20 protein-coding genes are annotated in these 26481 nt (G+C 61.8%); 18 read left to right on the top strand and 2 right to left on the bottom strand.

Annotated features, from left to right (window positions below; all coding sequences use genetic code 11):
* Nucleotides 1–16: 16 nt before the first annotated feature.
* Nucleotides 17–1021, top strand: coding sequence for an aminomethyltransferase family protein (locus tag MAF45_RS09330; RefSeq protein ID WP_237979865.1), 1005 nt, complete (start codon nucleotides 17–19; stop codon nucleotides 1019–1021).
* Nucleotides 1022–1034: 13 nt separating this feature from the next.
* Nucleotides 1035–2420 carry an L-serine ammonia-lyase gene (locus MAF45_RS09325; RefSeq protein WP_237979863.1) on the top strand — a complete coding sequence of 462 codons (1386 nt, stop codon included), beginning with the start codon at nucleotides 1035–1037 and terminating at the stop codon, nucleotides 2418–2420.
* 26 nt (nucleotides 2421–2446) lie between these two features.
* Here MAF45_RS09325 and MAF45_RS09320 read toward each other — a convergent pair whose 3' ends face one another.
* A complete protein-coding gene (locus tag MAF45_RS09320) occupies nucleotides 2447–3244 on the bottom strand; it encodes a thymidylate synthase (protein ID WP_237979853.1) in 798 nt (265 codons plus the stop codon).
* Nucleotides 3245–3405: 161 nt separating this feature from the next.
* On the opposite strand from MAF45_RS09320, the gene rng reads away from it, so the two are divergent.
* The 6 genes from rng (at nucleotide 3406) to MAF45_RS09290 (ending at nucleotide 11163) form a co-directional block, all read left to right on the top strand.
* Nucleotides 3406–4860: a ribonuclease G gene (gene rng, locus MAF45_RS09315; protein WP_237979851.1), complete on the top strand. Its 1455-nt coding sequence runs from the start codon at nucleotides 3406–3408 to the stop codon at nucleotides 4858–4860.
* 24 nt (nucleotides 4861–4884) lie between these two features.
* Nucleotides 4885–6429 (top strand): exodeoxyribonuclease I, encoded by a 1545-nt coding sequence (gene sbcB / locus MAF45_RS09310; RefSeq protein ID WP_237979849.1) that lies wholly within the window; start codon nucleotides 4885–4887, stop codon nucleotides 6427–6429.
* On the top strand, nucleotides 6410–7336 hold the full coding sequence (locus MAF45_RS09305) for an NAD(P)-dependent oxidoreductase (protein WP_237979846.1): 927 nt from the start codon (nucleotides 6410–6412) through the stop codon (nucleotides 7334–7336). Before sbcB ends, MAF45_RS09305 begins: the two co-directional genes overlap by 20 nt.
* 63 nt (nucleotides 7337–7399) lie before the next feature.
* Nucleotides 7400–9481 carry a glutamine--tRNA ligase gene (locus MAF45_RS09300; protein ID WP_237979844.1) on the top strand — a complete coding sequence of 694 codons (2082 nt, stop codon included), beginning with the start codon at nucleotides 7400–7402 and terminating at the stop codon, nucleotides 9479–9481.
* 194 nt (nucleotides 9482–9675) lie between these two features.
* Entirely contained in the window at nucleotides 9676–10002 is a 327-nt protein-coding gene (locus tag MAF45_RS09295; protein WP_237979842.1) for an FMN-binding protein, read from the top strand.
* A 90-nt stretch (nucleotides 10003–10092) separates the two neighbouring features.
* Entirely contained in the window at nucleotides 10093–11163 is a 1071-nt protein-coding gene (locus tag MAF45_RS09290) for an FAD:protein FMN transferase (RefSeq protein WP_237979828.1), read from the top strand.
* A gap of 29 nt (nucleotides 11164–11192) precedes the next feature.
* Here MAF45_RS09290 and fnr read toward each other — a convergent pair whose 3' ends face one another.
* Nucleotides 11193–11969 carry a fumarate/nitrate reduction transcriptional regulator Fnr gene (fnr, locus tag MAF45_RS09285; protein ID WP_237979816.1) on the bottom strand — a complete coding sequence of 259 codons (777 nt, stop codon included), beginning with the start codon at nucleotides 11967–11969 and terminating at the stop codon, nucleotides 11193–11195.
* A gap of 228 nt (nucleotides 11970–12197) precedes the next feature.
* Here fnr and hemN point away from each other — a divergent pair, with 228 nt between their 5' ends.
* The 10 genes from hemN (at nucleotide 12198) to cmk (ending at nucleotide 26381) form a co-directional block, all read left to right on the top strand.
* Complete coding sequence (gene hemN / locus MAF45_RS09280; protein WP_237979814.1) at nucleotides 12198–13598, top strand: oxygen-independent coproporphyrinogen III oxidase; 1401 nt, start codon at nucleotides 12198–12200, stop codon at nucleotides 13596–13598.
* 199 nt (nucleotides 13599–13797) lie between these two features.
* Entirely contained in the window at nucleotides 13798–16428 is a 2631-nt protein-coding gene (alaS, locus tag MAF45_RS09275; protein ID WP_237979940.1) for an alanine--tRNA ligase, read from the top strand.
* Between the two features lie 44 nt (nucleotides 16429–16472).
* A complete protein-coding gene (locus tag MAF45_RS09270) occupies nucleotides 16473–16685 on the top strand; it encodes a sulfurtransferase TusA family protein (RefSeq protein WP_237979812.1) in 213 nt (70 codons plus the stop codon).
* Between the two features lie 372 nt (nucleotides 16686–17057).
* A complete protein-coding gene (locus MAF45_RS09265; RefSeq protein WP_441295221.1) occupies nucleotides 17058–20147 on the top strand; it encodes a DNA gyrase subunit A in 3090 nt (1029 codons plus the stop codon).
* Nucleotides 20148–20169: 22 nt separating this feature from the next.
* On the top strand, nucleotides 20170–21243 hold the full coding sequence (gene serC, locus MAF45_RS09260) for a 3-phosphoserine/phosphohydroxythreonine transaminase (protein WP_237979808.1): 1074 nt from the start codon (nucleotides 20170–20172) through the stop codon (nucleotides 21241–21243).
* A complete protein-coding gene (gene pheA / locus MAF45_RS09255) occupies nucleotides 21236–22330 on the top strand; it encodes a prephenate dehydratase (RefSeq protein ID WP_237979806.1) in 1095 nt (364 codons plus the stop codon). The genes serC and pheA overlap by 8 nt, the downstream gene beginning before the upstream one ends.
* 29 nt (nucleotides 22331–22359) lie before the next feature.
* Complete coding sequence (hisC, locus tag MAF45_RS09250) at nucleotides 22360–23466, top strand: histidinol-phosphate transaminase (RefSeq protein WP_237979795.1); 1107 nt, start codon at nucleotides 22360–22362, stop codon at nucleotides 23464–23466.
* A gap of 18 nt (nucleotides 23467–23484) precedes the next feature.
* Nucleotides 23485–24366, top strand: coding sequence for a prephenate dehydrogenase (locus MAF45_RS09245; protein ID WP_237979794.1), 882 nt, complete (start codon nucleotides 23485–23487; stop codon nucleotides 24364–24366).
* Nucleotides 24363–25673 (top strand): 3-phosphoshikimate 1-carboxyvinyltransferase, encoded by a 1311-nt coding sequence (aroA, locus tag MAF45_RS09240; RefSeq protein ID WP_237979792.1) that lies wholly within the window; start codon nucleotides 24363–24365, stop codon nucleotides 25671–25673. The genes MAF45_RS09245 and aroA overlap by 4 nt, the downstream gene beginning before the upstream one ends.
* A 24-nt stretch (nucleotides 25674–25697) precedes the next feature.
* Nucleotides 25698–26381: a (d)CMP kinase gene (gene cmk / locus MAF45_RS09235; RefSeq protein WP_326520683.1), complete on the top strand. Its 684-nt coding sequence runs from the start codon at nucleotides 25698–25700 to the stop codon at nucleotides 26379–26381.
* Nucleotides 26382–26481 lie beyond the last annotated feature (100 nt).

The following is a 26481-nucleotide window of genomic DNA, read 5'->3' as shown; positions in this document are numbered from 1 at the left end:
GGCGGGGGAGTCAAAAGTGACAGTCAGTGGGCAGGGTACGGAACAAAAAGACGGATTCATCTTCAAGGCTTCTCGGGATATTGAGGCCGAGGTGCTGCCCGGGGCCTTCATCAGGGATTTTGCCGGAGCCGGCTTTGCCCTGACGCAGGGCGAGGAGGGCAGGAAGCTCCTGCGCAGGCTCCTTTCCGCAGATGCGGACAAGTTCGCCTCCGGCGAGGCGTTCCGGTCGGCGCTTCTCAACGCTTCGGGCGGCGTCATGCTTGAGGCGAGGGTGCTCGCTGGCAAGAATCAGTGGCTGCTGGTGTTCCCTCCCGAAGAGGCGGGCTCGGGCCAGGCCTGGATGGGGCAGGTTGCGGTGGCCTTTGACGCCGAAGTGGAAAGGCTGCAGGGTCGAGAAGCTTGCTGGCTCGGGGGCAGGCAGGCCGGGGAAGCGCTTCGCCGGGCGGGCGCCGAGCCTCCGCGGGACGGCGCCTGGGCAGGGGTTGGCGGATACCGTTCGCTTAAGGTCGCGGGCTTTCCGGATTTTTACCTTCTGGAGGGCGAAGCCGCCGAATGCCGTGAATTTCGCAGCCGGCTCGAGGCTCAGGGGGCTGTCCAGGCTTCGGACGAAGTCTGGCGGTGCGCCCGGGCCCTGCACTGCGAGGCAGCTCCGGGCGAAGACTACGACGAGTCCTCCTCGCCGCTGGAATGCGGCTTTGAGGACTGCGTGGACTTCAGCGATCCGTCGCGCATGTTCATCGGCCGGGCCCTAGCCGAGGCGAGGGGCAGGGCCGGCGCGCGGTGCCGGTTGGGGCTTCTGGCCGTGAACTGCGGGCTGAGCGCGGACGAACTGGCGCAATCCCCTGAAATTACCATCGAGGGCAACAGTCAGGAGGGCGGGCTTGCCACGACCTGGGCCCTCACGCCCCAAGGCGTTCTAGCCCTGGCGCTTCTGCCAGCGGGAACCGCTCCGGGCGCGGCCGCTTTGGTCACGGTCGGTCAGAAAAGCTTCCCTGCCCGGGTTCTTCGCTGCGGATTTTGAATCGGGGGGCATCATGGCCATCAGTGTGTTTGACATATTCCGCGTTGGAATCGGCCCGTCTTCTTCGCACACGGTCGGGCCGATGAGGGCGGCCAGGCTGTTCGTCAACTCGCTCGTGCAAAAAGGACTGCTCGAAAAGACGGCCCGCGTCCGGGTGGAATTCATGGGCAGTCTGGGTGCGACCGGCGTCGGACACTCCACGGACACGGCTTTCGTTCTGGGGCTGATGGGCCGGGAACCGGAGACGGTTGATGTGGAGGCGGCTTCTGCGGAGATTGCTCGGGTGCGCTCCGGCGGGACGCTCCTTCTGGCCGGAAAAAAGGAAATACCCTTCCTCTGGTCGCGTGACATTGCCTTCAGCCCGGAGAAGATCTGCAGATTCCATACGAACGCGCTCAATGCGGAGGCCTACGCCGGAGACGGCCGGCTCCTCTACGAGAGGCGTTATTACTCCGTGGGCGGCGGCTTCGTGGCCGCCGGCGTGGAAGGCAATCCGGATTCCGTTGAAGTTCCGGCATCCTTCCGCACGGCGGCGCTGCCCTACCGCTTCCGCCACATGTCGGATCTGATGGTGTACTCCGACCGGGACAAAAAGAGCCTGCCGGAAATAGTCCGCAGCTACGAGAGAGCCTGGCGCACGGATGCTGAAATCGACGCCGGGCTGGATCACATCTGGGAGGTCATGCGTGAGTGCATCGAGCGCGGCTTCAGCCGCGACGGCGAGCTGCCCGGACCATGGCACGTGGCAAGGCGCGCGGCCTCAATGAAGCGCAGGCTGGAGCAGCAGCCCGCAGGCTCCGACCCCTTGGCGGCCCTCGACTGGGTGCAGGCGTTTGCCTTTGCGACCGGTGAGGAGAACGCGGCCGGGGGGCGCATCGTGACTGCGCCGACAAACGGCTCCGCCGGCGTTCTCCCGGCTGTTTTGGAATACTACTCGCGCTTTACGCCGGGGGCGACTCCCGAGGGCGTGCGGGATTTTCTTCTGACGGCCGGCGCCATCGGGATCCTCTTCAAGACGAACGGGTCGATTTCCGGGGCCGAAGTGGGCTGCCAGGGCGAGGTCGGCGTCGCCTGCTCCATGGCCGCCGCGGGGCTTACCGCAGTGCTGGGCGGCACGGCTTACCAGATCGAGAACGCCGCTGAAATCGGCATTGAGCACAACCTTGGCCTCACCTGCGATCCCGTGGCAGGACAGGTCCAGATTCCCTGCATCGAAAGAAACGCCATGGCCGCGGTGCAGGCGGTGTCTGCCTCCAGACTCGCGCTGCACGGCACGGGCCGCCACTATGTTTCACTGGACGAGGCCATCAGGACCATGCTCGAGACCGGCCGCGACATGTGCAATAAATACAAGGAGACGAGCACGGGCGGCCTCGCGGTCTGCATCGTGGAGTGCTGACGCTGGCCCAAGGGGTGGGCCGCCGCTCAGACTGCAATGGGCGCCTTGATTGCGGGCCAGGGGTTGTAGCCTTCGAAGGCGAAGTCCTCGTAGCGGTAGGAGAAGATGTCCTTCGGCTTTCTCAGAATCCTGAGGGTGGGGTAGCGCCGCGGGCTCCTTGAGAGCTGCTCGCGCACCTGCTCGAGGTGGTTGAGGTAGATGTGGCAGTCGCCCCCGGTCCAGATAAAGTCGCCGGGCTGCAGGCCGCACTGCTGCGCCACCATATGGGTGAGCAGGCTGTAGCTTGCGATGTTGAACGGAACCCCGAGAAAGATGTCGCAGGATCTCTGGTAGAGCTGGCAGGATAGCTTTTCGTCGGCAACGTAGAACTGGAAAAGGCAGTGGCAGGGCGGAAGGGCCATGCGCCGGATTTCTCCGACATTCCAGGCGCAGACGATCAGCCGCCTGCTGTCCGGGTGGGTTTTGATCTGTTCGATGAGTTCGGCGATCTGGTCGATTTTCTCCCCCGAGGCGGCTCTCCAGCTTCGCCACTGCGCGCCATAGATGGGCCCGAGGTTGCCCTGGGCGTCTGCCCATTCGTCCCAGATTGTCACGCGGTTGTCGTGAAGATATTTGATGTTGGTGTCGCCGTTGAGGAACCAGAGCAGCTCGTAGATAATGGAGCGCAGGTGCAGCTTTTTGGTCGTCACAAGGGGAAAGCCCTCGGAGAGGGGGAAGCGCATCTGGTAGCCGAAGACGGAAATGGTTCCCGTGCCGGTTCTGTCGGTTTTCTCCACGCCGTTGTCAAAAACGTGCTTCAGCAGTGTTTCGTATTGGTCGTACATAAAGGGCTTCTGCTCCCGGGCGGGCCGGACGCGGGTTGGGTTCCGGCGCTTTTGTTTTTAAAATGACTGGCAGATTACACGGATATTAATCAATCGGCCAGGCGCGGACTGCCAGGGGCTGTTCGGGTTCGTGCCGGGGATTGGAGATAAAAGGTAGCGCTTTGGAAGAAGTCTTGATCAATTATTCCCCGAGGGAGACCCGCGCCGCGATTCTCTCCGATGGCATTCTGGAGGAAATCCATCTGGAGCGTGAGGTTTCGAGGGGGCTTGTGGGCAATGTATATCTGGGCCGGGTGGTGCGCGTCCTGCCGGGAATGCAGTCCGCGTTCATCAACATAGGGCTGGAGCGTACGGCGTTTCTCCATGTGGCCGACATTGAGGAGGCGCACCGGTCCGATGCCGTGCTGCCCATCGAGAGGGTTCTCCACGAGGGCGATGCCGTCATGGTGCAGGTGGCGAAGGATCCCATCGGCACCAAGGGCGCAAGGCTTACCACGACGGTGTCTCTTGCCGGCAGGAAGCTGGTTTATCTGCCGAAGGAGCCCCACATTGGAGTGTCCCAGAGAATAGACGACCCTGAGCTGAGGGAGCGGCTGCGCGAGCAGGTCGCCGCCATGAGGCCGAAGGACGAGAAGGGGGGCTACATCGTCCGCACCTCCGCGGAAGAGGGGGTGACCGAAGAGGAGTTCCGCAACGACATGAGGTATCTGAAGCTGCTCTGGGAGAAGATCCGCTACAGCGCCTCGCACCAGCCTGCCCCGTCCCTTCTGTACCAGGATCTGTCGCTCGCGCAGCGCGTGCTGCGCGACATGGTGCATGCCGAAACGCAGGCGATCTACGTGGACTCACAGGACATGTATCAGTCGCTGCGCAGCTTCGCTGAGACCTTTGTGCCGGCGGCGGCCGGCAGGCTGCGGCTTTACCGCGGCGACGCCTCGCTTTTCGAAAAGTTCAAGGTTGACGAGGAAATCGAGAAGGCGCTTCGCCGGCGAGTCGACCTGAAGTCCGGCGGGTACCTGGTGTTCGATCAGACGGAGGCCATGACCACCATAGACGTCAACACCGGCGGCTACGTGGGTAAAAAGGATTTCGGGGATACGGTCTTCAAGACGAATCTGGAGGCCGCGCAGACCATTGCACGGCAGCTCCGGCTGAGAAACCTGGGCGGCATCATCATCATCGACTTCATCGACATGGACAGCGATGAGCACCGCGAGGCAGTGCTCGCTGAGTTGCGCCGCGGTATCGCACGCGACCGTACCCGCATGACGCTCAGTAATTTCACGGAGCTCGGGCTGGTGGAGATGACCCGTAAGCGCATCCGTGAGAGCCTCGCCCACATGGTCTGCGAGCCCTGCCCGGTGTGCGGAGGCCGCGGCGAGATCAAGACGGCGCGCACCGTGTGCTATGAAATCATGCGCGAAGTCGTGCGCGAATGGCGCCAGTACAAGGATGCGAAGGAGTTCAAGATCCTCGCCTCCCAGTCAGTGATCGACATGTTCCTTGACAGCGAGTCGCAGGCGCTTGAGCTACTACACGAGTTTATTGGAAAGCCCGTGTCCCTGCTTGTGGAGCCTGAGTACACCCAGGAGCAGTTTGACGTCATCATCGCCTGACGGCTCGGGCGGAGGGAAGCGGCCATGCCGGACTCTTTTTACTGGTTTGATTACGAGACTTTCGGACTGAGGCGCGGGGAGGCCCTCCCCGCCCAGTTTGCAGGGCGCAGAACGGATCTGGAGCTCAATCCCGTCGACGGGGGGGAGGTGTTTTACTGCCGTCCGGGACTCGACATGCTGCCTTCGCCGCAGAGCTGCGCGCTCACGGGGATTCTGCCCCAGTACTGCGAGAGACACGGGCTGCCCGAAGGACTTTTCGCAAGGGAGGTTTTGCGGCGCCTCGGAGCTCAGGGCACGGTGGGCATCGGCTACAACAGCCTTGCATTCGACGACGAGGTGACCCGGTTTCTCTTGTGGAGAAACCTCCTGCCGCCCTATGAACGGGAGTTTAACAATGACTGCGGGCGCTGGGACCTCTACCCGCTCGTTCTCGCATACTGGGCGTTGCGGCCGGAAGGGGTGAACTGGCCGCGGTGGAGTGAATGCATCGGCTGGTTGAATGAAAAGCGGCTGCTGAAGCTGCCGGAACCTAAAAATCCGGATGCGTTCTGCTTCAAGCTCGAGTGCCTGAGCCGGGCGAACGGGCTCGGACACGAGAAGGCCCACGATGCGCTCTCGGACGTGAACGCCACCATTGAGCTCGCGCGGTTCATTCGAAGCCGGAACCCGAGATTCTGGAGCTGGGCGTTTGAAAATCAGACGAAGCGGAAGGTCATCGCACAGATCAATCATCCGGCCGTGCTGTGGCTTGACCCGCACCAGAGGCAGGACAGGGGCTATCTTCGGTTTGTGAGGCAGATCGGAGCCGACAGCGTGAATCCCAACTTGGTCTATCTCTGGGATTTGTCACGTGACCCGGCCGAACTTCTGGATCAGACCCCGGAGAGCATCCGGCAGAGGACCTTCAGGAAAACGGCGGATCTTCCCGAGGGAGTCTCGCCGCTGCCGATTTACAGGCTCGCGGTCAACCATCATCCCTTTGTCTGCTCGGCCGTCCATGTGCTCGGCCCGCGGCGCGCAGAAGAGTTCGGCTGGGATTTCAGTCAGATTCAGAAGAACGCCTCTTGGTTCACGGCAGAGCGGCTAAGGCTGGCAAGCGACCTGTTTTCCAGAGCTTTCCCGGCCCGCGGCGGGGCCGAGGCCGAGCCCGAAGACGCCGACGTGGCGCTTTATTCATCCGGATTCCCCTCGGACCGGGACAAGGGCATGCTGAAGTCCCTGCAGAACCTTTCGCCGGGAGAGCTCGAGCAGAGGGTTCATTCGGGCCGGGTCATTTTTGAGAAGCCGGTTTACTACGAGCTGCTTCTGCGCTATCGGGCGCGCAACAATCCCGAGTACCTCAACGCGGAGGAGCAGAGCAGGTGGAAGGCGTTCGTGAGGCAGAAGATGAAATCGAACCTGCCGCGGTTCGAGTCCGAGGTGCAGGCTCTGGAGGAAAGCCTCGAGGGGCGGGGAGAGGACATCGTGGCACAGCTCCGGCAGTGGCCGAGGCGCGATGCCCTCAGGCAGATTCTTTCAGAAGAAGGCGTAAAAGGAGGACAGCGGGAAAATGAAAGACAGGAACTATGAGTCTGTGACGCCCCGGAGGGCCGCTTTCATCGGCCTTGGGGTGATGGGCTACCCGATGGCCGGCCACCTGCGCCGTGCCGGACACATCGTGACGGTTTACAACCGGACGGCCTCGAAGGCGAGGCGCTGGGTGCAGGAGTTCGGCGGTCAAATGGCTGCGACCCCGGCCGAGGCGGCAGCGGGAGCGGACGTCGTTTTTCTCTGCGTCGGCAACGACGATGACGTGCGCTCCGTGGTGTACGGAGACGACGGGGTTTTCGCCTCGATGAAGCAGGGAGCCGTGCTGTGGGATGACACCACGGACTCCGCCCTTCTCGCCCGGGAGCTTTCCGCTGAGGCGACGAAGCGGGGCCTGCTGTTTGTCGACGCCCCGGTTTCCGGGGGCGAGTCCGGCGCTCAGCAGGGAACTCTGACCGTGATGTGCGGGGGATCGGATGAAGCCTTCGAAAAGGGCGAGCCCGTCGCCCGTGCCTTTGCCTGCGCGGTGACGCACCTTGGCAGGGCTGGCAGCGGGCAGCTTGCCAAGATGGTGAACCAGATCTGCATTGCCGGCGTAGTTCAGGGGCTTTCCGAGGCGCTCGCCTTCGGGGAGAACGCCGGGCTTGATATGGAAAAGGTGCTGCCCGTCATCGAACGGGGGGCCGCCGGATCCTGGCAGATGTCCGCCAGGGGAAAAACCATGCTCGAGAGGCGATTTGACTTCGGCTTCGCGGTAGACTGGATGAGAAAAGATCTGGGAATCGCGCTGCAGGAGGCGAGGAGAAACGGCTCGACGCTGCCCCTCACCGCGCTGGTCGATCAGTTCTACGGAGACATCCAGAAAGCCGGGGGAGGAAGGCTCGACACTTCCAGCCTCATTGCCCGGTTCCCTCAAAAGCCGCGGGCCCGGCACGGTTCCGAATCCTGAAGCCGATGACGCTAAAATAAACACTTTACATTGAACACTCCTGCTCCAAGGGATCAGACAGTCATGAGCAATACTGGTGACAACAAAACGGTGGAAACGGCTGAGGCCTCCAATTTCATTGAGAAGATCATAGAGGAGGACCTTTCGCGCGGTTCGACGGTTCCAAGAAAATGGTGCGGACACCCCGCGCCGTATTCCGAGCAGGAGAAGGGGCAGGAGGACACGGCAAGAATCCGCACCCGCTTTCCACCTGAGCCGAACGGTTACCTGCACATCGGGCATGCGAAGAGCATCTGCCTGAACTTCGGCTTGGCTAGGAAATTCGGAGGGTGCTGCCATCTTCGCTTCGACGATACCAACCCCGGCAAGGAAAGCTCGGAATATGTCGAGTCCATCAAGGAGTCGGTGAAGTGGCTGGGGTTCGACTGGGAGGAAAACGGTAGGAGCAATCTGTTTTTCGCGAGTTCTTACTTCAAGTGGATGAACCAGTTCGCCGAGTATCTGATTCGCATCGGCTATGCCTACGTCGATGAGCAGACTCAGGAGCAGATGAAGGAGAACCGCGGCACGCTCACCGAGCCCGGGCGGAATTCGCCGTTCCGCGACAGGGCCCCGGAGGAAAGCCTGCGGCTGTTTCGCGAGATGAAGGAAGGCAAGCACCCCGAGGGCAGCATGGTGCTCAGGGCGAAGATCGACATGGCGAGCCCCAATGTGAACCTCCGCGATCCTGCGATCTACCGCATCCGCTTTGCCGAGCATCAGGAGACGGGCAACGAATGGTGCATCTATCCGATGTACACCTTTGCGCACCCGATCGAGGACTCTCTCGAAAACATCACGCATTCCATCTGCACGCTCGAGTTCGAGGACCAGCGCGCTTTCTATGACTGGGCTCTGGAGCGAATCGTGCCGCTGCTGCGCACACCGCAGTTCGAAGAGGCGGGGCGGGTGCTGCGGGCCATGGCCGGCGGGTCCGATGACCGGGCCGATGCATTTCTGGCCGCCTGCGTGGCAAACCGCGCGAAACTCGGCAGCTCGGAGCCTGAGCGCCGGGCGGCTGCGATCCTCGACAGGCACGCCGAAGCCGGCACGTCTCCGACCCGCGGCACAGAAGACGCCCGGTCTTTGTTTGCCCTGATGCTGGAGCGCACGGAGCTTTTCACGCCGCTTCTGCAGCATGCGCTCGACGTCGTGCGGCCGAACTTCTTCCTGCTGTCGCACCAGCATGAGTTCAACCGTCTCAATCTCTCCAACGTGGTTCTTTCCAAGAGAAAGCTCATTTCTCTGGTGAAGGAAGGGTTGGTGGACGGCTGGGACGATCCCCGCATGCCCACTCTGATGGGACTTCGCCGCCGCGGCTACACTCCGGCCTCCGTGCGCAACTTCGTCAAAAAATGCGGCGTGTCCCGCGTAGCCGGCGGATCCATCGATTATTCCGTTCTTGAAAACAGCCTGCGCGAAGACCTGGACGACAAGGCGCCCCGCCGCATGGCCGTTCTCAGGCCGCTGAAGCTCGTGATTGACAATTATCCCCAGGGGGCCTCGGAGCTCGTGCGGGCGAGCAACCACCCGAAAAAGCCGGAGATGGGGGAGAGGGACGTCCCCTTCTCGGGCGAGCTGTGGATCGAGGAGAGCGATTTTGCGCTGGATCCGCCGAAGGGCTTCAAGCGCCTCACGCTCCCCAAGGACGGATCGCCGGCCCGAAAAGTGCGTCTGCGCGCCGCCTACATCATCGAGCCCGTCTCCTGTGAGAAAGACGAATCGGGCCGCGTGACCGTGGTCCATGCCCGGTATTTTCCGGAAACAAAGAGCGGCACGGCCGGTTCGGAGGCCGTGAAGGCGAAGGCGACGATCCACTGGGTCGACGCGAAGCAGGGCGTTCCGGCCGAGTTCCGGATCTATGGCCGGCTTTTCGAGGTGGAGCACCCCGAAGCGGAAGACGCGGATTACCGCACGCTCATAAACCCGCACGCCAAGCAGATTCTGAAGGGCTTCGTCGAGCCTGCGCTTGCACAGGCGCACGGCGATGACAAGTTCCAGTTTGAAAGGACGGGCTATTTCGTGGCCGACCGCGTGGTTCATGCGCCCGGGCGCCCGGTGTTCAATCTGGCTGTGACGCTGAGGGACTCCAAGGGAAAGTTTTGAACGTCCGCAGGCCGGCCGCATTTGACCTAAAGAATTAGCCGGAACGGCTTAAGGAAAGGTTTGAATGCAGAGTGCCTGCGATCGTATTATGATTAGCGCTACTTGACTGAAGTGCCTTCAAAAAAGAGTGCTTTGCTGTCAAGCACGTTGGGAGGCTTGGGCCTCTTCACTTTTCAATAGGAAGAAATAGCATCATGAAAAAGCTGATTGTTCTGGCCGCTGCTGCTCTCCTCGCTGCTGGTGCCAATGCTGCTTACAAGGACGGAACCTACACTGGCGTTGGTCAGGGCAAGGCTGGTCCTGTCAAGGTTCAGGTGACCGTCAAGGGTGGCAAGGTTGCCGCCGTCAAGGTTCTTGAACAGAAAGAAACCCCGATGATCTTCAAGGGCGCTGAGTCCGGCGTTGTCCCGGCCATCGTCAAGGCCAACGGCACGAAGGGCGTTGCCACCGTTTCCGGCGCCACCCTGTCCTCCAAGGGCATTCTGGCCGGTGCTGAGGCTGCTCTGAAGCAGGCCAAGTAATTTCTTTGGTCGCAAGACCGGAGAGGTAAACTCCCTCGGGAGTTCGAAAAGGGTGCGTTCGCGCACCCTTTTCTAATGTCTGGAGAACCCATGCTAACCCGTCGAAACTTATTGAAGTCGCTCGCGGCCTGCTCTCTTCCGGTGCTGCCGGCAGCGGCTGCGGAAACCGGATCCGGGGAGCCGCAGCTTTATCAGGCGGAGAAAAACACTTTTTCGATGGGGACCCTGATCGGTCTGACGGTTTACGCTCCGACGGAGGACAAGGCCTCGGCCTGGCTCGAGGCGGCTGACGAGGAAATGAACAGGCTTGCCGACATCCTGACCGTCCACGGCGACTCGAGCCCGATGATCGAGGTGATCAGGCAGTCGGGTCGCCCGGTGGCGGTTCCGGAGGAGGCCGCGGAGGCGGTAGCCGCGGCGCTCAAGGTTGCGAAGGAATCGGATTCCGCCTTTGAGCCGACCATCGGCAAGCTCGTCGATGTCTGGAAGATCGGATTCGGCGGTAAAGCCGTTCCCTCCGACAAGGAGATCCTGCGCGCCAGGTCCTTTGTCGACTGGCGCCGCGTGCGGGTGTTCCGGCGCGGAGAGCAGGATTATGTCCAGATCGGCCGCGGCCAGGACATCGATCTGGGCGGAATCGCAAAGGGGTATATCGGCACTCGCATGGCGCTCTATCTCAAGGAGCTGGGAGCAAGGAAGGCTCTTTTCAATCTGGGCGGCAACGTTGTTGTGATCGGCAGCTCGCCGGCTGGGCGGCCCTGGAGAATCGGGCTGCAGCATCCCGCCGAGGAGCGCAACGATTACTTTGCCGTCCTCAGCGCTGAGGACGAGTCAGTCATCACTTCGGGCGCCTATGAGCGCAAGCTCGTCATCAATGGCAGGCAGTACGGGCACATCCTCTCGCCGAAAACCGGCTATCCAGTGCAGACGGATCTTTCTTCCGTGACCATTGCGGACAGGGACGGGGCCAAGGCGGATGCCTGGTGCACGGCCCTTTTTGCCATGGGCCGCAAGAAGGCTTTCGGGATGCTGCGCCGGAGGCCGGACATAGAGGCGGCTCTGATGAGCAGCGACTACCGCACCGTCTGGCTGACTCCCGGCCTCGCGCGGCGCTGCGAGGTGACCGACCCGGCCGTGAGGAAAGTGGTTCTGCGGTGCTAGCCGCGGGCGCCCAGGGCCTTTCCCCTTTTTCAGGGGTCGAGTCTGATGTCGTCGTCGAAGGGCTCTTCGCCGTCAAGGGGCTGCTGGCCGGAAACAATGGCGCGCAGCCCTGTCGCGTTCAGGATCTGAACGTGCTTTTGGTTGACCTGAATGAACCCGTCGTGCGAAAAGCGCGACAAGACCCTGCTCACGGTCTCCAGCTTCAGGCCCAGATAGGATCCGATTTCAGCGCGGGTCATGCGGAGTACGAATTCGCTGCGGCTGTAGCCCCTTGATTCGAACCTCTGGGAGAGGTTCAGCAGAAAGGCGGCGAGGCGCTCCTCGGCGTGCATGGATCCGAGCAGCAGCATGATGCCGTGCTGCCGGACGATTTCCCGCGACAGAATCTTGTGAAAGTGCTGCCCCATGGAGCGCATGGAGGTGGTGATCTCCAGCATGCGTTCATAGGGCAGGACGCAGACTTCCGTATCCTCGAGGGCAATGACGTCGCAGGAATGGACGTCGCTTGCGATGCCGTCGAGCCCTACCAGTTCCCCGGCCATGTGAAAGGACGTGACCTGTTCGCGTCCGTCGCTGGACATGACGGTGCTTTTCAGGAACCCGAGCCTGATGGCAAAGAGGTTGTCGAAATGGTCGCCCGTCCTGTACAGGGCCTCCCCCCGCTTGATTCTCTTGCGGGTGGACACCATGTCCTCAATGCGTTCGATTTCCTTGAGCGAGAGGCGAAGGGGCAGGCAGAGCTCCCTCAGGTTGCAGTTCGAGCACGCCACCCGCAGGGCGGATAAAGAGATCTTTGAGGTCGTCATTCAAAAAGCCAGAAATGCCTATGACCGGTGCTGATTTAACGCGGCCCTAATGTTCGAATAAGCCCCAGCCGGTACAATGCATCCAGTTTAGATGCTATATATGACCCGGACACGCTTGAGAGCCGGGGAGCATTGAACGGGCGGTTTTGACGTCTGTCAATAAGTAAGCTCTCGCCGGCAATAATAACAGGAACTTTAATCTAGGTCATGTTTTTGGAGAAAACATATATGGGTATCCCCGCAACGAGCTACGTTGAACTGCCCGATCTGGCCCTCCTGAAAAAGTTTGATATCCCGGCCCCCCGCTACACTTCCTATCCGACTGCGGATCGGTTCACCCGGGAGTTTGGCCCCGAAGATTACGAGGCGGCGCTTCAATCGCGCCAGGATGAACCCCTCCGCAAGGCTCTCTCGCTGTACGTACACATTCCATTCTGCAGCGATGTCTGCTACTACTGCGGCTGCAACAAGATTGTGACCCGGGATCACGCCCGGGCGGCGCAGTACCTGGACGTCCTTGCGAAAGAGATGGACTTGGTGGGAAAGTTCCTGACCGGGGACCGTGAGATCGAGCAGCTGCATTTCGGAGGCGGTTCGCCCACGTTCCTCGACAACGGCGAGCTCGAGCGGGTCATGACGATGATCAGGCAGCGCTTTCCGCTGCAGAAGGACGGGGAGTTTTCCATTGAAGCGGATCCCCGCTCGACGCCGGCCGACAAGATCGCCAAGATGGCCGAGCTCGGGTTGAACCGCATGAGCCTCGGTGTACAGGACCTCAATGCCGAGGTTCAGAAGGCAGTGAACCGCATCCAGCCCTTCGAGCTTGTCCGCGACACGATGCAGGCCGCCCGGGCCAACGGCTTTCACTCCATCAACATGGATCTGATCTACGGCCTGCCCCTGCAGACCGAGGCTTCTTTTGCGCGGACGATCGAGCAGGTGATCGAGCTTTCGCCCGACCGCATCGCCTTGTACCACTACGCGCACCTGCCCAACATATTCAAGCCCCAGCGCATGATTCGGAACGCCGACCTGCCTTCGACCGAGACAAAGGTTGAGATCATGTTCAACGCCATCCGGACGCTTACGGCAAACGGCTACCGCTACATCGGGATGGACCATTTTGCCAAGGAAACGGACGAGCTCTCGGTCGCGCAGAAGAACGGCACCCTGCAGCGCAACTTCCAGGGCTACTCGACGCGCGCGGACTGCGACATGGTGGCGCTGGGGGCTTCCTCCATCTCCAAGGTGGGCCGCGTCTATGCCTGCAATCCCCGGGATACGGAGAGCTACTATGCGGCCATCAACGCCGGCAGGCTTGCGACCATGAGGGGCTTCCGGCTTTCAGACGAGGATGAGCTGAGGCACTGGGTCATCATGAAGATCATGTGCCAGTTCGAGGTGAAAAAAAGCGAGGTCGAGGAAAAATTTGGCGTGGACTTCGACAGCCACTTCGCTTGGGAGCTGAAGCATCTCGCCGCCTACCAGAAGCACGAGCTGGTTAGTCTGCACCCGGATCGAATCGTCGTGACGCCCAAGGGCAGGATCTTCGTGCGCGCCGTGGCCATGCAGTTCGACAAATATCTGCGGGAGTCCGACCGGGCGGGCGGCTACTCGACCATCGCCTGAAGACGGGCTGCGCCGATCCGGATCGCGGAGCGAAGGGTATGTCTTGAGAGGAGGGACTTTTTGCCCTTCTTCACAGAGCGTTAAAATCTATCCTCTGTATCCGGATCATTCCGGTTTGATTGAACCTTTTACTGTTCCGGCCCGCCTCAGGCTTCACAGGCCAGAGGCGCCGGCCTCACGGACCAATCTGATGAAATACATGAAGGCTTCGGAGATAAGGAACGCTTATCTTCAGTTTTTTAAGAGCAAGGGGCACACCATTGTCGCCTCCAGCCCGGTCGTTCCAGAGGATGACCCGACGCTGCTGTTCACCAACGCCGGCATGAACCAGTTCAAGAACTGCTACCTCGGCATTGAAAAGCGCAGCTACACGCGGGCAACGACCAGCCAGAAGTGCATCCGCGCCGGCGGCAAGCACAATGACCTTGACAATGTGGGATACACCGCCCGCCATCATACGTTCTTCGAGATGCTGGGCAACTTCAGCTTCGGAGACTATTTCAAGCAGGATGCGATTCCGTGGGCCTGGGAGTTTCTGACCAAGGTGCTCGAGCTCCCGCCCGAGAGGCTGTGGGTGACGGTCTACATCGATGACGACGAGGCCTACGACATCTGGAACAAGCAGATTGGAATTCCAGCTGAGCGCATCATCCGCATTGGCGACAACAAGGGTGGCAAATACCTTTCTGACAATTTCTGGATGATGGGCGACACCGGCCCCTGCGGTCCCTGCTCGGAGATCTTTTTTGACCGCGGTCCCTCGGTTCAGGGCGGCCCTCCGGGGAGCCCCGACGAGGACGGCGACCGTTGGCTGGAGATCTGGAACCTCGTGTTCACGCAGTTCAACCGCGACGCCTCCGGGAAGATGAACCGCCTCCCCCACCCCAACATTGACACGGGCATGGGCCTGGAGCGCATCGCCTCGGTCCTGCAGGACGTGCCGACCAACTACGATATTGATCTGTTCCAGAACCTGATGAAGGCCGCCAAGTCGGCCGTGGAGGCTGCTGGAGCCGTCAACGTCGTCCCGGGAACCCCGTCCCTGAAGGTGATCGCCGACCATATTCGCGCCTGCGCCTTCGCTATCGCCGACGGCGTGACTCCCGGCAACGAGGGACGCGCCTACGTGCTGCGTCGCATCTGCCGCCGCGCCATCCGTCATGGCTACAAGCTCGGTGCCCGCAAGCCGTTTTTCTACACGCTCGTCAAGCCTCTGGCCGAGGAGATGGGCGATGTCTATCCGGAGCTCAACAAGCCTTCAATCGCTCAGGTGATCAAGGCCGAGGAGGAGCGCTTCTTCCTCACTCTCGCCAACGGCATGGAGATTCTCGAGGACGCCATTTCCAAGACCACCAACGGGGTGCTCAACGGAGACGTCGTCTTCAAGCTGCATGATACTTTCGGCTTCCCTGCGGACCTCACGGCCGATGTCTGCCGCGAGCGCGGCATCCGCGTCGACACGGATGCCTTTGACCGTGCCATGGACGAGCAGAGGGCGAAGGCCCGCGCGGCCGGGAAGTTCAAGATTGCAGCCGGCCTGATTTACAACGGCGAGGGCAACGAATTCCACGGCTACAGCGAGCTTGTCACCGAGGGTGCCAAGGTGATCGCCCTCTACAAGGACGGCGTGCCCGCCGAAGTGGCCGAGGCCGGAGACGAGGCGGTGCTGGTGTTCGACAAGACGCCTTTCTATGCGGAGATGGGCGGCCAGGTCGGCGACAGCGGCACGGCTGAGAACGCCTCGACCTTTGTGAAGATCCTTGATACCTTCCACATCAAGTCGAACGTCTACGCGCACGTGTCCCACGTGGCCGAAGGCTCGGTCCGGGTGGGCGACGTTTTCAAGCTGCAGGTCGACGCCGAGCGCCGCGCCGCCATCGCCCGCAACCATTCCGTGACCCACCTGATGGACAAGGCTCTCAAGTCGGTTTGCGGCGAGCATGTTTCCCAGAAGGGCAGCCTTGTGACGCCGGAGTTTACGCGCTTTGACTTCACCCATGACCGTCCCGTCACGGAAGAGCAGATCGCTGAGGTTGAGGACCTGGTCAACAGGGAAATCCTTGGGAACACCCCGTCGAAGACGGAGATCATGTCCATCGAGGACGCAAAGAAGACCGGCGCGATCATGCTCTTTGGCGAGAAGTACGGCAAGGAAGTCCGCGTCGTCACCGTCGGCAATTCCAAGGAGCTGTGCGGAGGCACTCACGTGGCCCGCACGGGCGATATCGGCTGCTTCAAGATCGTGTCGGAATCCGGCATTTCGGCCGGCGTGCGCCGCATTGAGGCGGTGACCGGCCTGAATGCGCTGCACATGCTGCAGAAGAAGACCCGGCTCGTGAACGACGTGCTGTCGCGCTTCCGCGGTGTGCCGGAAGAGGAGATTCCCGCCAAGGTCGACTCCTGCTTTGATCAGATCCACCGGCTCGAAAAAGAGCTTGAGACTGTCAAGGAGAAGCTTTCGACCCAGGCCGGCGCCGAGCTTGCCTCCAGGGCCCGCGTCGTCAAGGGCGTTCAGGTCCTTGCCGTGGCGCTTGAAGGCGCCGATGCCCGCTCGCTGCGCGAGACGGCAGACAAGGTCCGCGACAAGCTGAAGAGCGCCGTGGTGGTTCTCGCTGCGAAGAACGGCGAAAAACTCCAGATCTGCGCCGGCATGACCCCGGATATCGTCAAGCGCGGCCTCAAGGCGGGCGAGCTGGTCCGCTTCGTGGCCGAGCAGGTGGGGGGCAAGGGAGGCGGAAAGCCGGATTTCGCCATGGCCGGCGGCTCCAACCCGGCTGCCCTTCCTGCGGCTCTTGAGTCCGTTTACGGATGGGCGGAAAAGGCCCTGTGATGCAGGAGCTTCGCTCGCGCCCAGCGCCCGATCAGGAGCTCAGCGTGGACGGCAGTTGCCCCGAGCCAGTCCTCAGGACGGCCCGGGCGCTGCGGGCCATGTCCTCGGGCCAGATTCTGCGCGTAATCTGCCGGGATCCGGCTTCGGTGCACGATCTGCAGGTTTTTTCCGAGCAGACAGGAAACCGGCTGCTCGCTCAGGAAATCGAGGAGCGAGCGCAGGGGAAGGTCTTTGTCCACTGGCTCTCGAGGCGCTGAGCCTGGAAAAAACGGACGGTTAGGAAGCGCAGGATGAAAATCCTGCGCTTTTTTTCAACTCTGAAAAGCCCCTCCGGTCGTGCTCTCCCTGATATTGGGGACAGAGTTAAAAGCTGCCGGCCGGCCTCTTCGGGCCGCTGCGCCCCACAGCAGAGCATCAGTCGAGGCAGGAGCCCCATTTTGTTAAAATCATAAAATATTTCTTGTGTTTTTGCCGGGGCGCCCATTCGGTCCGCGGCAGGTTTCAGGTCAGGGTCTATGTCGACAGAAGACGCTAACAGTTTGCCGGAAGGCTCCTCCGGGAATGATTCCGGAGCAGCCGATCCCGTTTCTCTTCACGAGGACATTCATCAGGTCAACATTTCCGACGAAATGGAGGAAGCGTACCTGAACTACTCCATGAGCGTGCTGATCGGGCGCGCCCTCCCCGACGCGCGAGACGGCTTCAAGCCCGTGCACCGGCGCGTGCTCTACGCGATGTGGAGGCTGGGCAACCGCCACGACGTTCCCTACAAAAAATCGGCCCGCGTCGTCGGCGACGTCATCGGCAAGTACCATCCTCACGGTGACATCGCTGTCTATGACACGATCGTGCGTATGGCGCAGCCCTTCTCGCTTCGCTATCCCCTCGTCGACGGGCACGGCAATTTCGGAACCATTGACCGCGACCCGGCGGCTGCGATGCGCTACACGGAGGTCCGCCTGTCGCGAATCGCCGAGGAAATGCTCACCGACATCGACCGCGACACGGTCGACATGACGCCGAATTTCGACGGCACGGAAAAAGAGCCGTCAGTGCTTCCAGCGCGCTTTCCGCAGCTCCTGGTCAACGGCAGCCAGGGCATCGCCGTGGGCATGGCAACCAACATCCCCACGCACAACTTGGGCGAAACCATCGACGCGTGCCTGTACGCACTGCACCATCCCGAGGCCTCGGTCGACGACCTCATCAGGTTCATGCCTGCGCCTGACTTTCCGACCGGAGGCATCATTTTCGGGCTTTCTGGCGTGCGTCAGGCCTACCGGACGGGCCGCGGTAGCGTGCTTATCCGCGCGAAGGTTCACGAGGAGACGGACGACAAGGGCAGAACGTCCATTGTGGTCGACGAGATCCCCTACATGGTGAACAAGGCCGAGCTGATCAAAAAGATCGCCGCGCTCAGGAACGAAAAAAAGATAGACGGCATCACCGACCTCCGGGACGAATCGTCGAAAGACATCCGCATCGTGATCGAGCTGAGGCGCGACGCCCATCCCGAGGCCGTCAAGAACAATCTCTTCAAGCTGACCGACCTGCAGACGACTTTCGGGGTCAACATGGTGGCCCTTCTCGACGGTAGGCCCCAGTTGCTTAATTTGAAGCAGCTGGTCGACGCCTTCATCGGGCTGCGCCGCGAGGTGGTCACCCGCCGAACCCGCTTCCTGCTCGCCAAGGCCCGCGCCGAAGGGCACCTGCAGGAGGGGCTGGCCATCGCGCTGGCCAATATCGATGAATTCATCGAGATCATCAAGTCTTCCTCAGACCGCGCCGAAGCGACCGATCGTCTGATGAACCGGGGCTGGAAGGCTCAGATCGTCAACGAAATGATCGCCTCGGTGGCGGGCAGCTACCAGGACTATCGGCCGCAGGACATCGAGGGCGACCGCGGACTGAGGGCCGACGGCCTTTACTGGCTGTCGCGCGAACAGACGGACCGCATTCTCGATATGCGCCTGCAGACGCTGACGGCGACGCAGCAGGAAAGCATCATCGCGGCCTACAAGGAGCTGTGCGCGCAGATCACTGATTATCTCGACATCCTGGCCCATGACGAGCGCATCGTCAAAATCATCAACGACGATCTTCTGTACATCAAGGAGAAGTACGGCGACGCCCGCCGCACAGCGATCGATCCATCCGGAGACCCTGACTTTGATGAGCTCGATCTCATACCGCAGAAGGACCTGGTGGTCACCTTGAGCCGCGACGGTTATGTCAAGAGCCAGCTGCTGTCCGACTACCAGGCCCAGAGGCGGGGCGGGCAGGGCAGAAAATCCGGAAAATTCCGCGACCAGGACGCGGGCGACCAGCTGATTGTCACCAACACACATGATCAGCTCCTGTGCTTTACCAGCTTCGGGCGCATGTACCTGATCAATCACGCCTACATGGTGCCCACGGGGACCGCCGGCTCGAAGGGCCGTCCGATCCAGAACCTGATCGCCCTGCAGCAGTTTGAAAAGAGCGACGGCAGGGGAGGCACCGTGAAAGCGCTCGAGAAGGTCACGAACATCCTGGCCATTCCGGCGCCCGACGAGAATCACTGCGTGTTCTTCTCCACTGCAAGGGCTCCGGTGCGCAGCCAGCTGCTGCGCCTGAGCCGCGACGAGGTCCGGCTGCAGGAGCTGCCGGCCGATGTGAGCGAATCGATCCGCAGGGACGTGGCGGCGTTCAAGTCTGAGCTGCCTCAGATCTCCGCAGAGAAATGGGATGCGACGGCGCTCGCGGATCTCCCTGCTACGGCTCAGGCCGAGATCAAGGGCATTCTGAAGTGGGGCACCGAAGAGACCGAGGCCGCCCGAAAGGAGGCTGGGAATTCGAAGACCTGGAGCGAAATGAAAGTGTCGGACCTGCCCGCGGAGCTTCGGGCCCAGGCCCGGTCGATCTGTGACCGGGGGCTTGGGGAGCTCGCTGCACTGAAGGGCGAGGACTGGGGGCGCGTGACGTTGGGCGAGCTGCCCGTCAAGGCCCGCAACACGGCCCGGGACGCCTTCCGACTGAGCCTGCTTTCCGATTTTGCCCGTGAGCACTTCGTCTTCTTTGCCACCGCGCGCGGCATCGTCAAGAAGGTCCCGCTCAGCGAATTCTCCAAGGTCCAGAACGGCGGCACTTCAGCTGTCAGCCTGGATCCCGATGACCAGCTGATTGGGGCCGAACTGACCGACGGACACCACGACATCATGCTTTTCTCCGATGCCGGGAAAGCTGTCCGGTTCGATGAGAACGACGTTCGTCCGATGGGCCGCACCGCCCGCGGCGTCGGCGGAATGAGGATCCGAGAGTCCGACCGGATCATCGCCCTGATCGTAGCGGGTGACGAGGACCGCATGGTGCTCACCGCCACGGAAAATGGCTTTGGAAAGCGCACTCCGATCGCAGAGTACACGCGCCACGGCAGAAACACCCAGGGCATGATCGCCATCGCAACGACCGAGCGAAACGGCCGCGTGGTCGGCGCCTGCCTTGTCTCCGAAGAGGACGAAATCATCCTGCTGTCCGAGAAGGGGCACATCGTGCGCACGCCGGTGGCAGACATCCGGGTCTGCTCGAGAGCCGCGCAGGGGGTTACTCTGATCGGGCTGAAGGACGACCGGCTGGTGAGCGTGACTCCCGTGCAGGCCGGCATGCGGGGAGAAGAGCCCGCGGAGAACGGGGAGGCTGAGCCGCAGAACGAAGACGCCGGGATCCCCGCCGATGAATGAATTTCTGCCGAAGGAGGCAGCCATGAGATGTTTTAATTTCGCGCCGGGGCCGGCCGCGCTGCCGTTTGAGGTGCTCGAGGTGATTCGCGACGAACTTTTTGATTTCCGCGGTGAGGGCGCCTCAATCATGGAAATCAGCCACCGCAGCCCGGCTTTCGCGAAGGTCATCGGAGAGGCTGAGACCGGCATCCGCACGCTGCTCGGGGTGCCTGACGGCTACGACGTGCTGTTCATGCAGGGCGGAGGACACCAGCAGTTTTCGGCGGTTCCCCTCAACCTTCTCGGAACCCGCAGGAAGGCCGACTACATCGTGAACGGCACCTGGTCCCGGAAGGCGTTGAAGGAGGCGCAGAAATTCTGCGAGGTGAATGTGGCGGCTCTCGATGACGGCACGAGGGCTCCGCGCCAGCAGGAGCTTCGGCTCGACCCCGATGCGGCCTACGTGTACTACTGCGACAACGAGACGGTTCACGGCGTGGAGTTCGATTATGTGCCTGAGACGGGCGGTGTCCCGCTGGTGGCCGACATGTCGAGCAACATCATGACGCGTCCGGTGGATGTTTCTCGCTTTGGAGCCATCTGGTTCGGCGCCCAAAAGAACTTCGGCATCGCCGGGCTCGCGATTGCCCTTGTCAGGCAAGATCTGATCGGGAAAGCCGGGCCGGCCTGCCCGGTCATGCTCGACTGGAAGACATATGCGCAGTCAGGCTCGCTTTTCAATACGCCCCCGGTGTTCGCCATCTATGTCTCCAGCCTTGTCTGCCGGTGGCTTCTCCAGCAGGGCGGCGTGAAGGAGATGCAGCGCAGGTCCGCTCTGAAATCCGGCCTTCTCTATCAGACGATAGACGAGTCCGAAGGGTTCTACCGCACGAGGGTGCAGAAAGACTCCAGAAGCCGCATGAACGTGACATTTGCGCTGCGCGATGAAAGCCTGAATGAGCCGTTCCTCGCGGGAGCGCTTGAGCGCGGCCTGAAGGGCGTCAAGGGCCACCGCAGCGTGGGCGGGATGAGGGCTTCCCTGTACAACGCGGTTCCCCAGGAAGGGGTCCAGGCCCTGGCCGATTACATGAAGGAGTTCGCCCGCCGCCATGGATGATGCTAAAAGGGTAGAGGATCTCGGCGCGTTGCGCCGCAGGATCGATGCAATAGACGATGAGATTGTGAGGCTGCTCGACCAGCGGGCGCAGGTCGTCCGCGAGGTCGGCGCGCTCAAGGGCAGCCAGGGCGCCAGCATTTTCAGACCGGAGCGCGAGGACATGATCCTCGAGCGGACGGCAGGTCTGTCCGCCCAGTTTTCTCCCAAGGCTATGAAGGCGGTTTTTCGGGAGATTCTCTCGTCGTGCCGGGCGCTCGAGAAAAAGACGACCGTCGCGTACCTTGGGCCGGCGGGAACCTTCACCGAAATGGCGGTTCTCAAGAGGTTTGGGTCAGCCGTTGAGGAGCTGCCCTGCACGACGGTCCCGGACGTGTTCGACGCGGTCGAAAACGGAAGGGCGGATTTCGGCGTTGTGCCAAGGGAGAACAATTCGCAGGGCTCCGTCATGCTCACCCTGGACAAGCTGCTGACAACGCCGCTGCTGATTGTGGGCGAGGTATCGGTTCCCGTCGTACACAACCTGCTGTCGCTGTCGGGTAGCCTCGGGAAAGTGCAGAGGGTGCTCGCTCATCCGCAGGCTCTCGCCCAGTGCCGGCAGTGGCTGTCGAAAAACCTTCCTCATGTGCAGCAGCAGGCCTGCTCGAGCAATGCGGAGGCGGCCAGGCTTGCCGCTCAGGATCCGTCGCTCGCGGGCATCGCCGCCATCCGCGCCGGCGATCTCTACGGCCTGAAGGTGGCCGCGGCGGGCATTCAGGATTCCTGCCAGAACCGCACCCGTTTCCTGGTGCTCGGGCAACAGAAGACGCACCGCCGGGGCGGAGACGGCGGCGACAAGACGACGTTCATCTTTGCCGTGCGAAACCGCGCGGGCGCTTTGTTTGAGATTCTCAAGCCGCTGGCCGACGAAAAGGTGGACATGCTGCACCTGGAGAGCCGCCCTGCCAGAAATGGGCTTTGGGAATACAATTTTTTCGTGGACATCAGCGGCCACGTGGAAGACGAGGCTGTACGCCGCGCTTTGGAAGCCGTCAGGAAGAACGCGCTTGTTTTTAAATTCCTCGGGTCGTATCCGAGGGCGGCCGACTGAGCCGCTTTACTGGTTTCGAAGGATAAGGCATGGCAGAAAAATTCAGATCCCCCGCTTATATTGACCTGATCGAGCCCTACAGGGCCGGAAAGCCTATCAGCGAGCTGGCAAGGGAGAAAGGGCTCGACCCCGATTCGATCCTGAAGCTGGCGAGCAATGAGAATCCGCTGGGGGCTCCCGCCTCCGCTCTAGAGGGGGCGAAAAAGGCGGCATCCCGGCTTTCGCTTTATCCGGATGGAAACGCCTATGAACTGAAATCCGCCGTCGCAAAGCGCTTTGGCGTTCCCATCGACTGGGTCGTGGTCGGAAACGGCAGCGACGAGCTGATGGGCATCACCTGCGAGGCTCTGGTCGAGCCCGGCACGAAGACGCTCTTTTCACAGTACTATTTTTCGGTTTACCGGATCGATACACTGGCCAACGGCGGCGAGCCCGTTGAGATTCCTGCGCGCGGATTTGACATTGACCTGGACGCCATCGCGGATGCGGTGGACGACAAGGTGAGGGTGATCTTCCTCACTACGCCGAACAATCCCACCGGCAGGATTCTCACCGGCGCTCAGATGGAAAAATTCATGGAGCGGGTGCCCTCTTCGGTCATCGTGGTGCTCGACGAGGCTTACAGGGATTTTGTGCCTCCGGAGCAGCGCTTTGATTCCATTGCGATGGTGAAGCGCTATCCCAATCTGATGGTGACGCGCACCTTCTCCAAGGCCTACGGACTGGCCGGGCTGAGGGCGGGCTTTGGCATTGCCCAGCCCGAGCTCGTCGCCTTCCTCAACCGCATCCGCCCACCCTTCAACTGCAATGCCATCGCTCAGGCGGCTGCCGCCGCATGCCTGAATGACGACGCGTTCCTCGAGCGGGTTTACAAAATGAACCGCGAGGGCGTACGCCAGCTGCAGGAGCGCTTCGCGGCCTTGGGGCTCGAATTCGTGCCGAGTCTGAGCAATTTCGTGCTGGTGAAAATCGGCCCGAAGGCTCCGGAGCTCAATCAGTGGCTTCTCGACCGAGGCATCATCATCCGCCCCTGCGCGAGCTTCGGCCTGCCCGAGTGGATCAGGGTATCGGTCGGCACCGGCCCGCAGAACGAAAGGTTCCTTTCCGCTCTGGCCGAATTTCTGGCCGGGGCCTGAGGCTGGCGGGAAGAATCCGTGAAGCTGGCCGTTATAGGAATGGGGCTGATGGGCGGCTCCGCCGCCCTGGCAATGAGGCGCTCGGGCGCCGTGACGTCGGTCTACGCCTGCGACGTTTCGCCGCAGTCCGTGCAGAAGGCGATCGCCATGGGAGTTGCCGAGAAGGGCGGCTGCGACCCCTGCGAGGCTGCCCGCGGAGCCGATGTCGTGATGGTGGCCACGCCGGTTCTTTCCATGGAGTCCATCTTCCGGAAAATCAGGCCGTCTCTTTCCCCCGAAGCGGTGGTCACTGACCTCGGTTCGGTGCGGGTTACTGTCCAGATGGCGGCAAGGCGGGCGCTGGGCGAAAAAATCGCCCGCTACGCCCCCTGCCATCCGATCGCCGGAGGCGAACAGACCGGCGTGGAGCATTCAAATCCCGACATGTTCATCGGCAAGCGGGTCATCAGTACGGCGGAGCCTGATTCCGATCCTGACGCCGTCCGGATCATGGAGACTCTCTGGAAGGGGTGCGGGGCGGAGATTCTGCGGATGCCCCCGGAGCGGCATGACAGGATTTTCGGTCTGATGAGCCACCTGCCGCACGTGCTGGCCTATGCCATGGTGGCCATGATTGCAGAAAGCAGGGAGCCGGAGCTGCTCCTGTCGATGGGCGGCAGCGGCTTTCTTGACTTCAGCAGAATCGCGGCTTCCAGTCCGGTCATGTGGCGGGACATCTGCCTTGCCAACCGCAAAGCCATATCCGACGGGCTGCGCCGCTACAGAAAAGAGCTGGAAATATTTCAGAAAGCGCTCGACGAAGGAAACGCCGACACCCTGGTGGCGGAGTTCGCGCTCGCGGCGCGAGCCCGGCGCAGGCTCTCCAGTCCTGTGCACAAAACCGAGGAGAAAGGGCAATGAAAGTCTATCCCCCGAGCCTGCTGATTCCGCCCGTGTCCAGGGCTTGCGGAACCGTCGTTCTTCCCGGGTCCAAGTCGATTTCCAACAGGGTTCTTCTCCTGGCGGCGCTGTCGTCTTCGGTCTGCAGGCTCTCGGGCGTCCTCGAGGCTGAGGATACGGATCGGATGAAGGAGGCGCTGTCTACGCTCGGGGTGGACGTCCGCCGAGATCCTTCCGATGCTTCGTCCTACATGGTCCGGGGCTGTTCCGGACGCTTCCCTGTCCGAACCGCGCGGCTTTTCCTAGGCAATGCCGGCACGGCGATGCGCACGCTCTGCGCCGCTCTGGCGCTCTTCGGCGGCGATTATATCCTCGACGGGGTGGAGCGCATGCGCCAGAGGCCAATCGGCCCCCTCGTTGATGCGCTGCGCGCTCTTGGAGCTGATGTCCACTGCCTTCAGGGCTCGGGCTGCCCGCCGGTGCAGATCGGACCGATGGCGGGAATTGGCCCGCGCTGTTCCATAACGGGTTCCGTTTCAAGCCAGTTCATATCGGCGCTGCTCATGGCCGGCCAGGTTTATGCGGGTCCTTCGGGCCTGGTCATTGACATCGACGGCCCCCTGATCTCCAGGCCCTACGTGGAGATGACCCTGCGCCTCATGAAGCGCTTCGGCGCCGAGGTGGAGGACCGGGGAAATTCCTTTTTCGTCCCGGGCGGAGCCTACAGGCTGGGTGCGCCCCTGAGGGTGGAGGGCGACGCTTCGGGCGCCTCGTATTTTCTTGCGCTGGGCGCCCTGGCCGGCGGCCCGGTGCGCGTGGAGGGGGCGGGAAGCGCCTCCATTCAGGGCGATGTCGAATTCGCACGAGTTCTGGAAAGAATGGGCGCCCGCATTTCATGGGGGCCGGACTGGATCGAAGCCCGGGCGCCCGAAAGTGGGAAACTTCGGGGAATAGAGGTAGACTGCACGGCGATTCCAGACGCGGCCATGACCCTGGCGGCGGTCGCGCTCAAGGCGGAGGGTCCAACGAAGCTCACAGGCATAGGCTCCTGGAGGGTCAAGGAGACCGACCGGATTGCGGCCCTGCAGACGGAGCTTCGCAGCGTGGGGGCGAAAGTCGCCAGCGGCGAGGACTGGCTGACCGTCGAGCCGACGCAGGCGCTGCGGGCGGCCGATGTCAGAACTTACGGGGATCACCGCATCGCGATGACCATGTCGCTCGCCGCCTGCGCGGGGGTGCCCGTGCGGATCCTGGAGCCCGGCTGCGTGGCGAAAACCTATCCCACCTATTTTGATGAGTTCGCGGCTGTGACCGGCTGCGAGTTTTGATTTTTGTTTTGAAGGCGTGAGGAAATGATGAACGAAGCGGCTATCCCCGTCATTGCCATTGACGGGCCAACAGCAAGCGGCAAAGGAACCGTGGCCCAGCGAGTGGCCCAGACTCTGGGATTCCATTATCTGGACTCGGGCGCCCTGTACCGCATCGTGGGCTTGGCCTGCCTGCGCTCGCATGTGGATTTTTCGGATATGGCGGCGGTGACGGCCCACGCCATCGCGATCGCTCCGAGATTCGTCTGCGGACGCGTGTTGCTGGGCGATGAAGACATCTCCAAGGAAATCCGCACCGAAGAGGTCGGCACGGCCGCTTCCCTGGCAGCTCAGATTCCGTCGGTCCGCGATGCGCTTTTTGAGCTTCAGCGCCGCGAGAGAAAGCAGCCGGGCCTCGTGGCCGACGGCCGCGACATGGGCTCGGTCATCTTCCCCGACGCCTGCCTCAAGGTTTTTCTGACGGCATCGGTGGAAACCCGTGCGCGACGCCGTTATAAGCAGTTGATAGAAAAAGGGATTGACGTTAAACTAGATACTCTTGTCTCTGAAATGGCAGAAAGAGACCGCCGGGACATGCAGCGCATGCACGCGCCGCTCGTTCCTGCCGAAGGGGCTAAGATCCTGGACTCCTCCTGCCTGACGATTCAGGAGACCGTAGTGAAAATCCTGCACTGGTACGACCAGGTTTCACTCGGCGGGGCGGACTGATCCGCGTTTTCAAGTCGTGCCGATGACTGGCGGGACAAGGCCTTCAGGGCGTTTGCTCTCGCTTTTTTGACTAACTCGCCTTCGCGCGCTAGAGGCGTGA

This window comes from Mesosutterella porci (assembly GCF_022134585.1).
Taxonomy (GTDB): Bacteria; Pseudomonadota; Gammaproteobacteria; order Burkholderiales; family Burkholderiaceae_F; genus Mesosutterella; species Mesosutterella porci.
Note: the sequence above shows the minus strand (reverse complement) of the source record. Positions and strands in the feature narration are given on the sequence as shown.

What these genes read in the sequence shown, in the direction of transcription:
- MAF45_RS09325 (WP_237979863.1), top strand. Translation starts at nt 1,035, where the DNA reads ATGGCCATCAGTGTGTTTGACATATTCCGCGTTGGAATCGGCCCGTCT.
- MAF45_RS09320 (WP_237979853.1), bottom strand. Translation starts at nt 3,244, where the DNA reads ATGTACGACCAATACGAAACACTGCTGAAGCACGTTTTTGACAACGGC.
- sbcB (WP_237979849.1), top strand. Translation starts at nt 4,885, where the DNA reads ATGCCGGACTCTTTTTACTGGTTTGATTACGAGACTTTCGGACTGAGG.
- MAF45_RS09305 (WP_237979846.1), top strand. Translation starts at nt 6,410, where the DNA reads ATGAAAGACAGGAACTATGAGTCTGTGACGCCCCGGAGGGCCGCTTTC.
- MAF45_RS09300 (WP_237979844.1), top strand. Translation starts at nt 7,400, where the DNA reads ATGAGCAATACTGGTGACAACAAAACGGTGGAAACGGCTGAGGCCTCC.
- MAF45_RS09295 (WP_237979842.1), top strand. Translation starts at nt 9,676, where the DNA reads ATGAAAAAGCTGATTGTTCTGGCCGCTGCTGCTCTCCTCGCTGCTGGT.
- MAF45_RS09290 (WP_237979828.1), top strand. Translation starts at nt 10,093, where the DNA reads ATGCTAACCCGTCGAAACTTATTGAAGTCGCTCGCGGCCTGCTCTCTT.
- fnr (WP_237979816.1), bottom strand. Translation starts at nt 11,969, where the DNA reads ATGACGACCTCAAAGATCTCTTTATCCGCCCTGCGGGTGGCGTGCTCG.
- hemN (WP_237979814.1), top strand. Translation starts at nt 12,198, where the DNA reads ATGGGTATCCCCGCAACGAGCTACGTTGAACTGCCCGATCTGGCCCTC.
- alaS (WP_237979940.1), top strand. Translation starts at nt 13,798, where the DNA reads ATGAAGGCTTCGGAGATAAGGAACGCTTATCTTCAGTTTTTTAAGAGC.
- MAF45_RS09265 (WP_441295221.1), top strand. Translation starts at nt 17,058, where the DNA reads ATGGAGGAAGCGTACCTGAACTACTCCATGAGCGTGCTGATCGGGCGC.
- serC (WP_237979808.1), top strand. Translation starts at nt 20,170, where the DNA reads ATGAGATGTTTTAATTTCGCGCCGGGGCCGGCCGCGCTGCCGTTTGAG.
- pheA (WP_237979806.1), top strand. Translation starts at nt 21,236, where the DNA reads ATGGATGATGCTAAAAGGGTAGAGGATCTCGGCGCGTTGCGCCGCAGG.
- hisC (WP_237979795.1), top strand. Translation starts at nt 22,360, where the DNA reads ATGGCAGAAAAATTCAGATCCCCCGCTTATATTGACCTGATCGAGCCC.
- aroA (WP_237979792.1), top strand. Translation starts at nt 24,363, where the DNA reads ATGAAAGTCTATCCCCCGAGCCTGCTGATTCCGCCCGTGTCCAGGGCT.
- cmk (WP_326520683.1), top strand. Translation starts at nt 25,698, where the DNA reads ATGATGAACGAAGCGGCTATCCCCGTCATTGCCATTGACGGGCCAACA.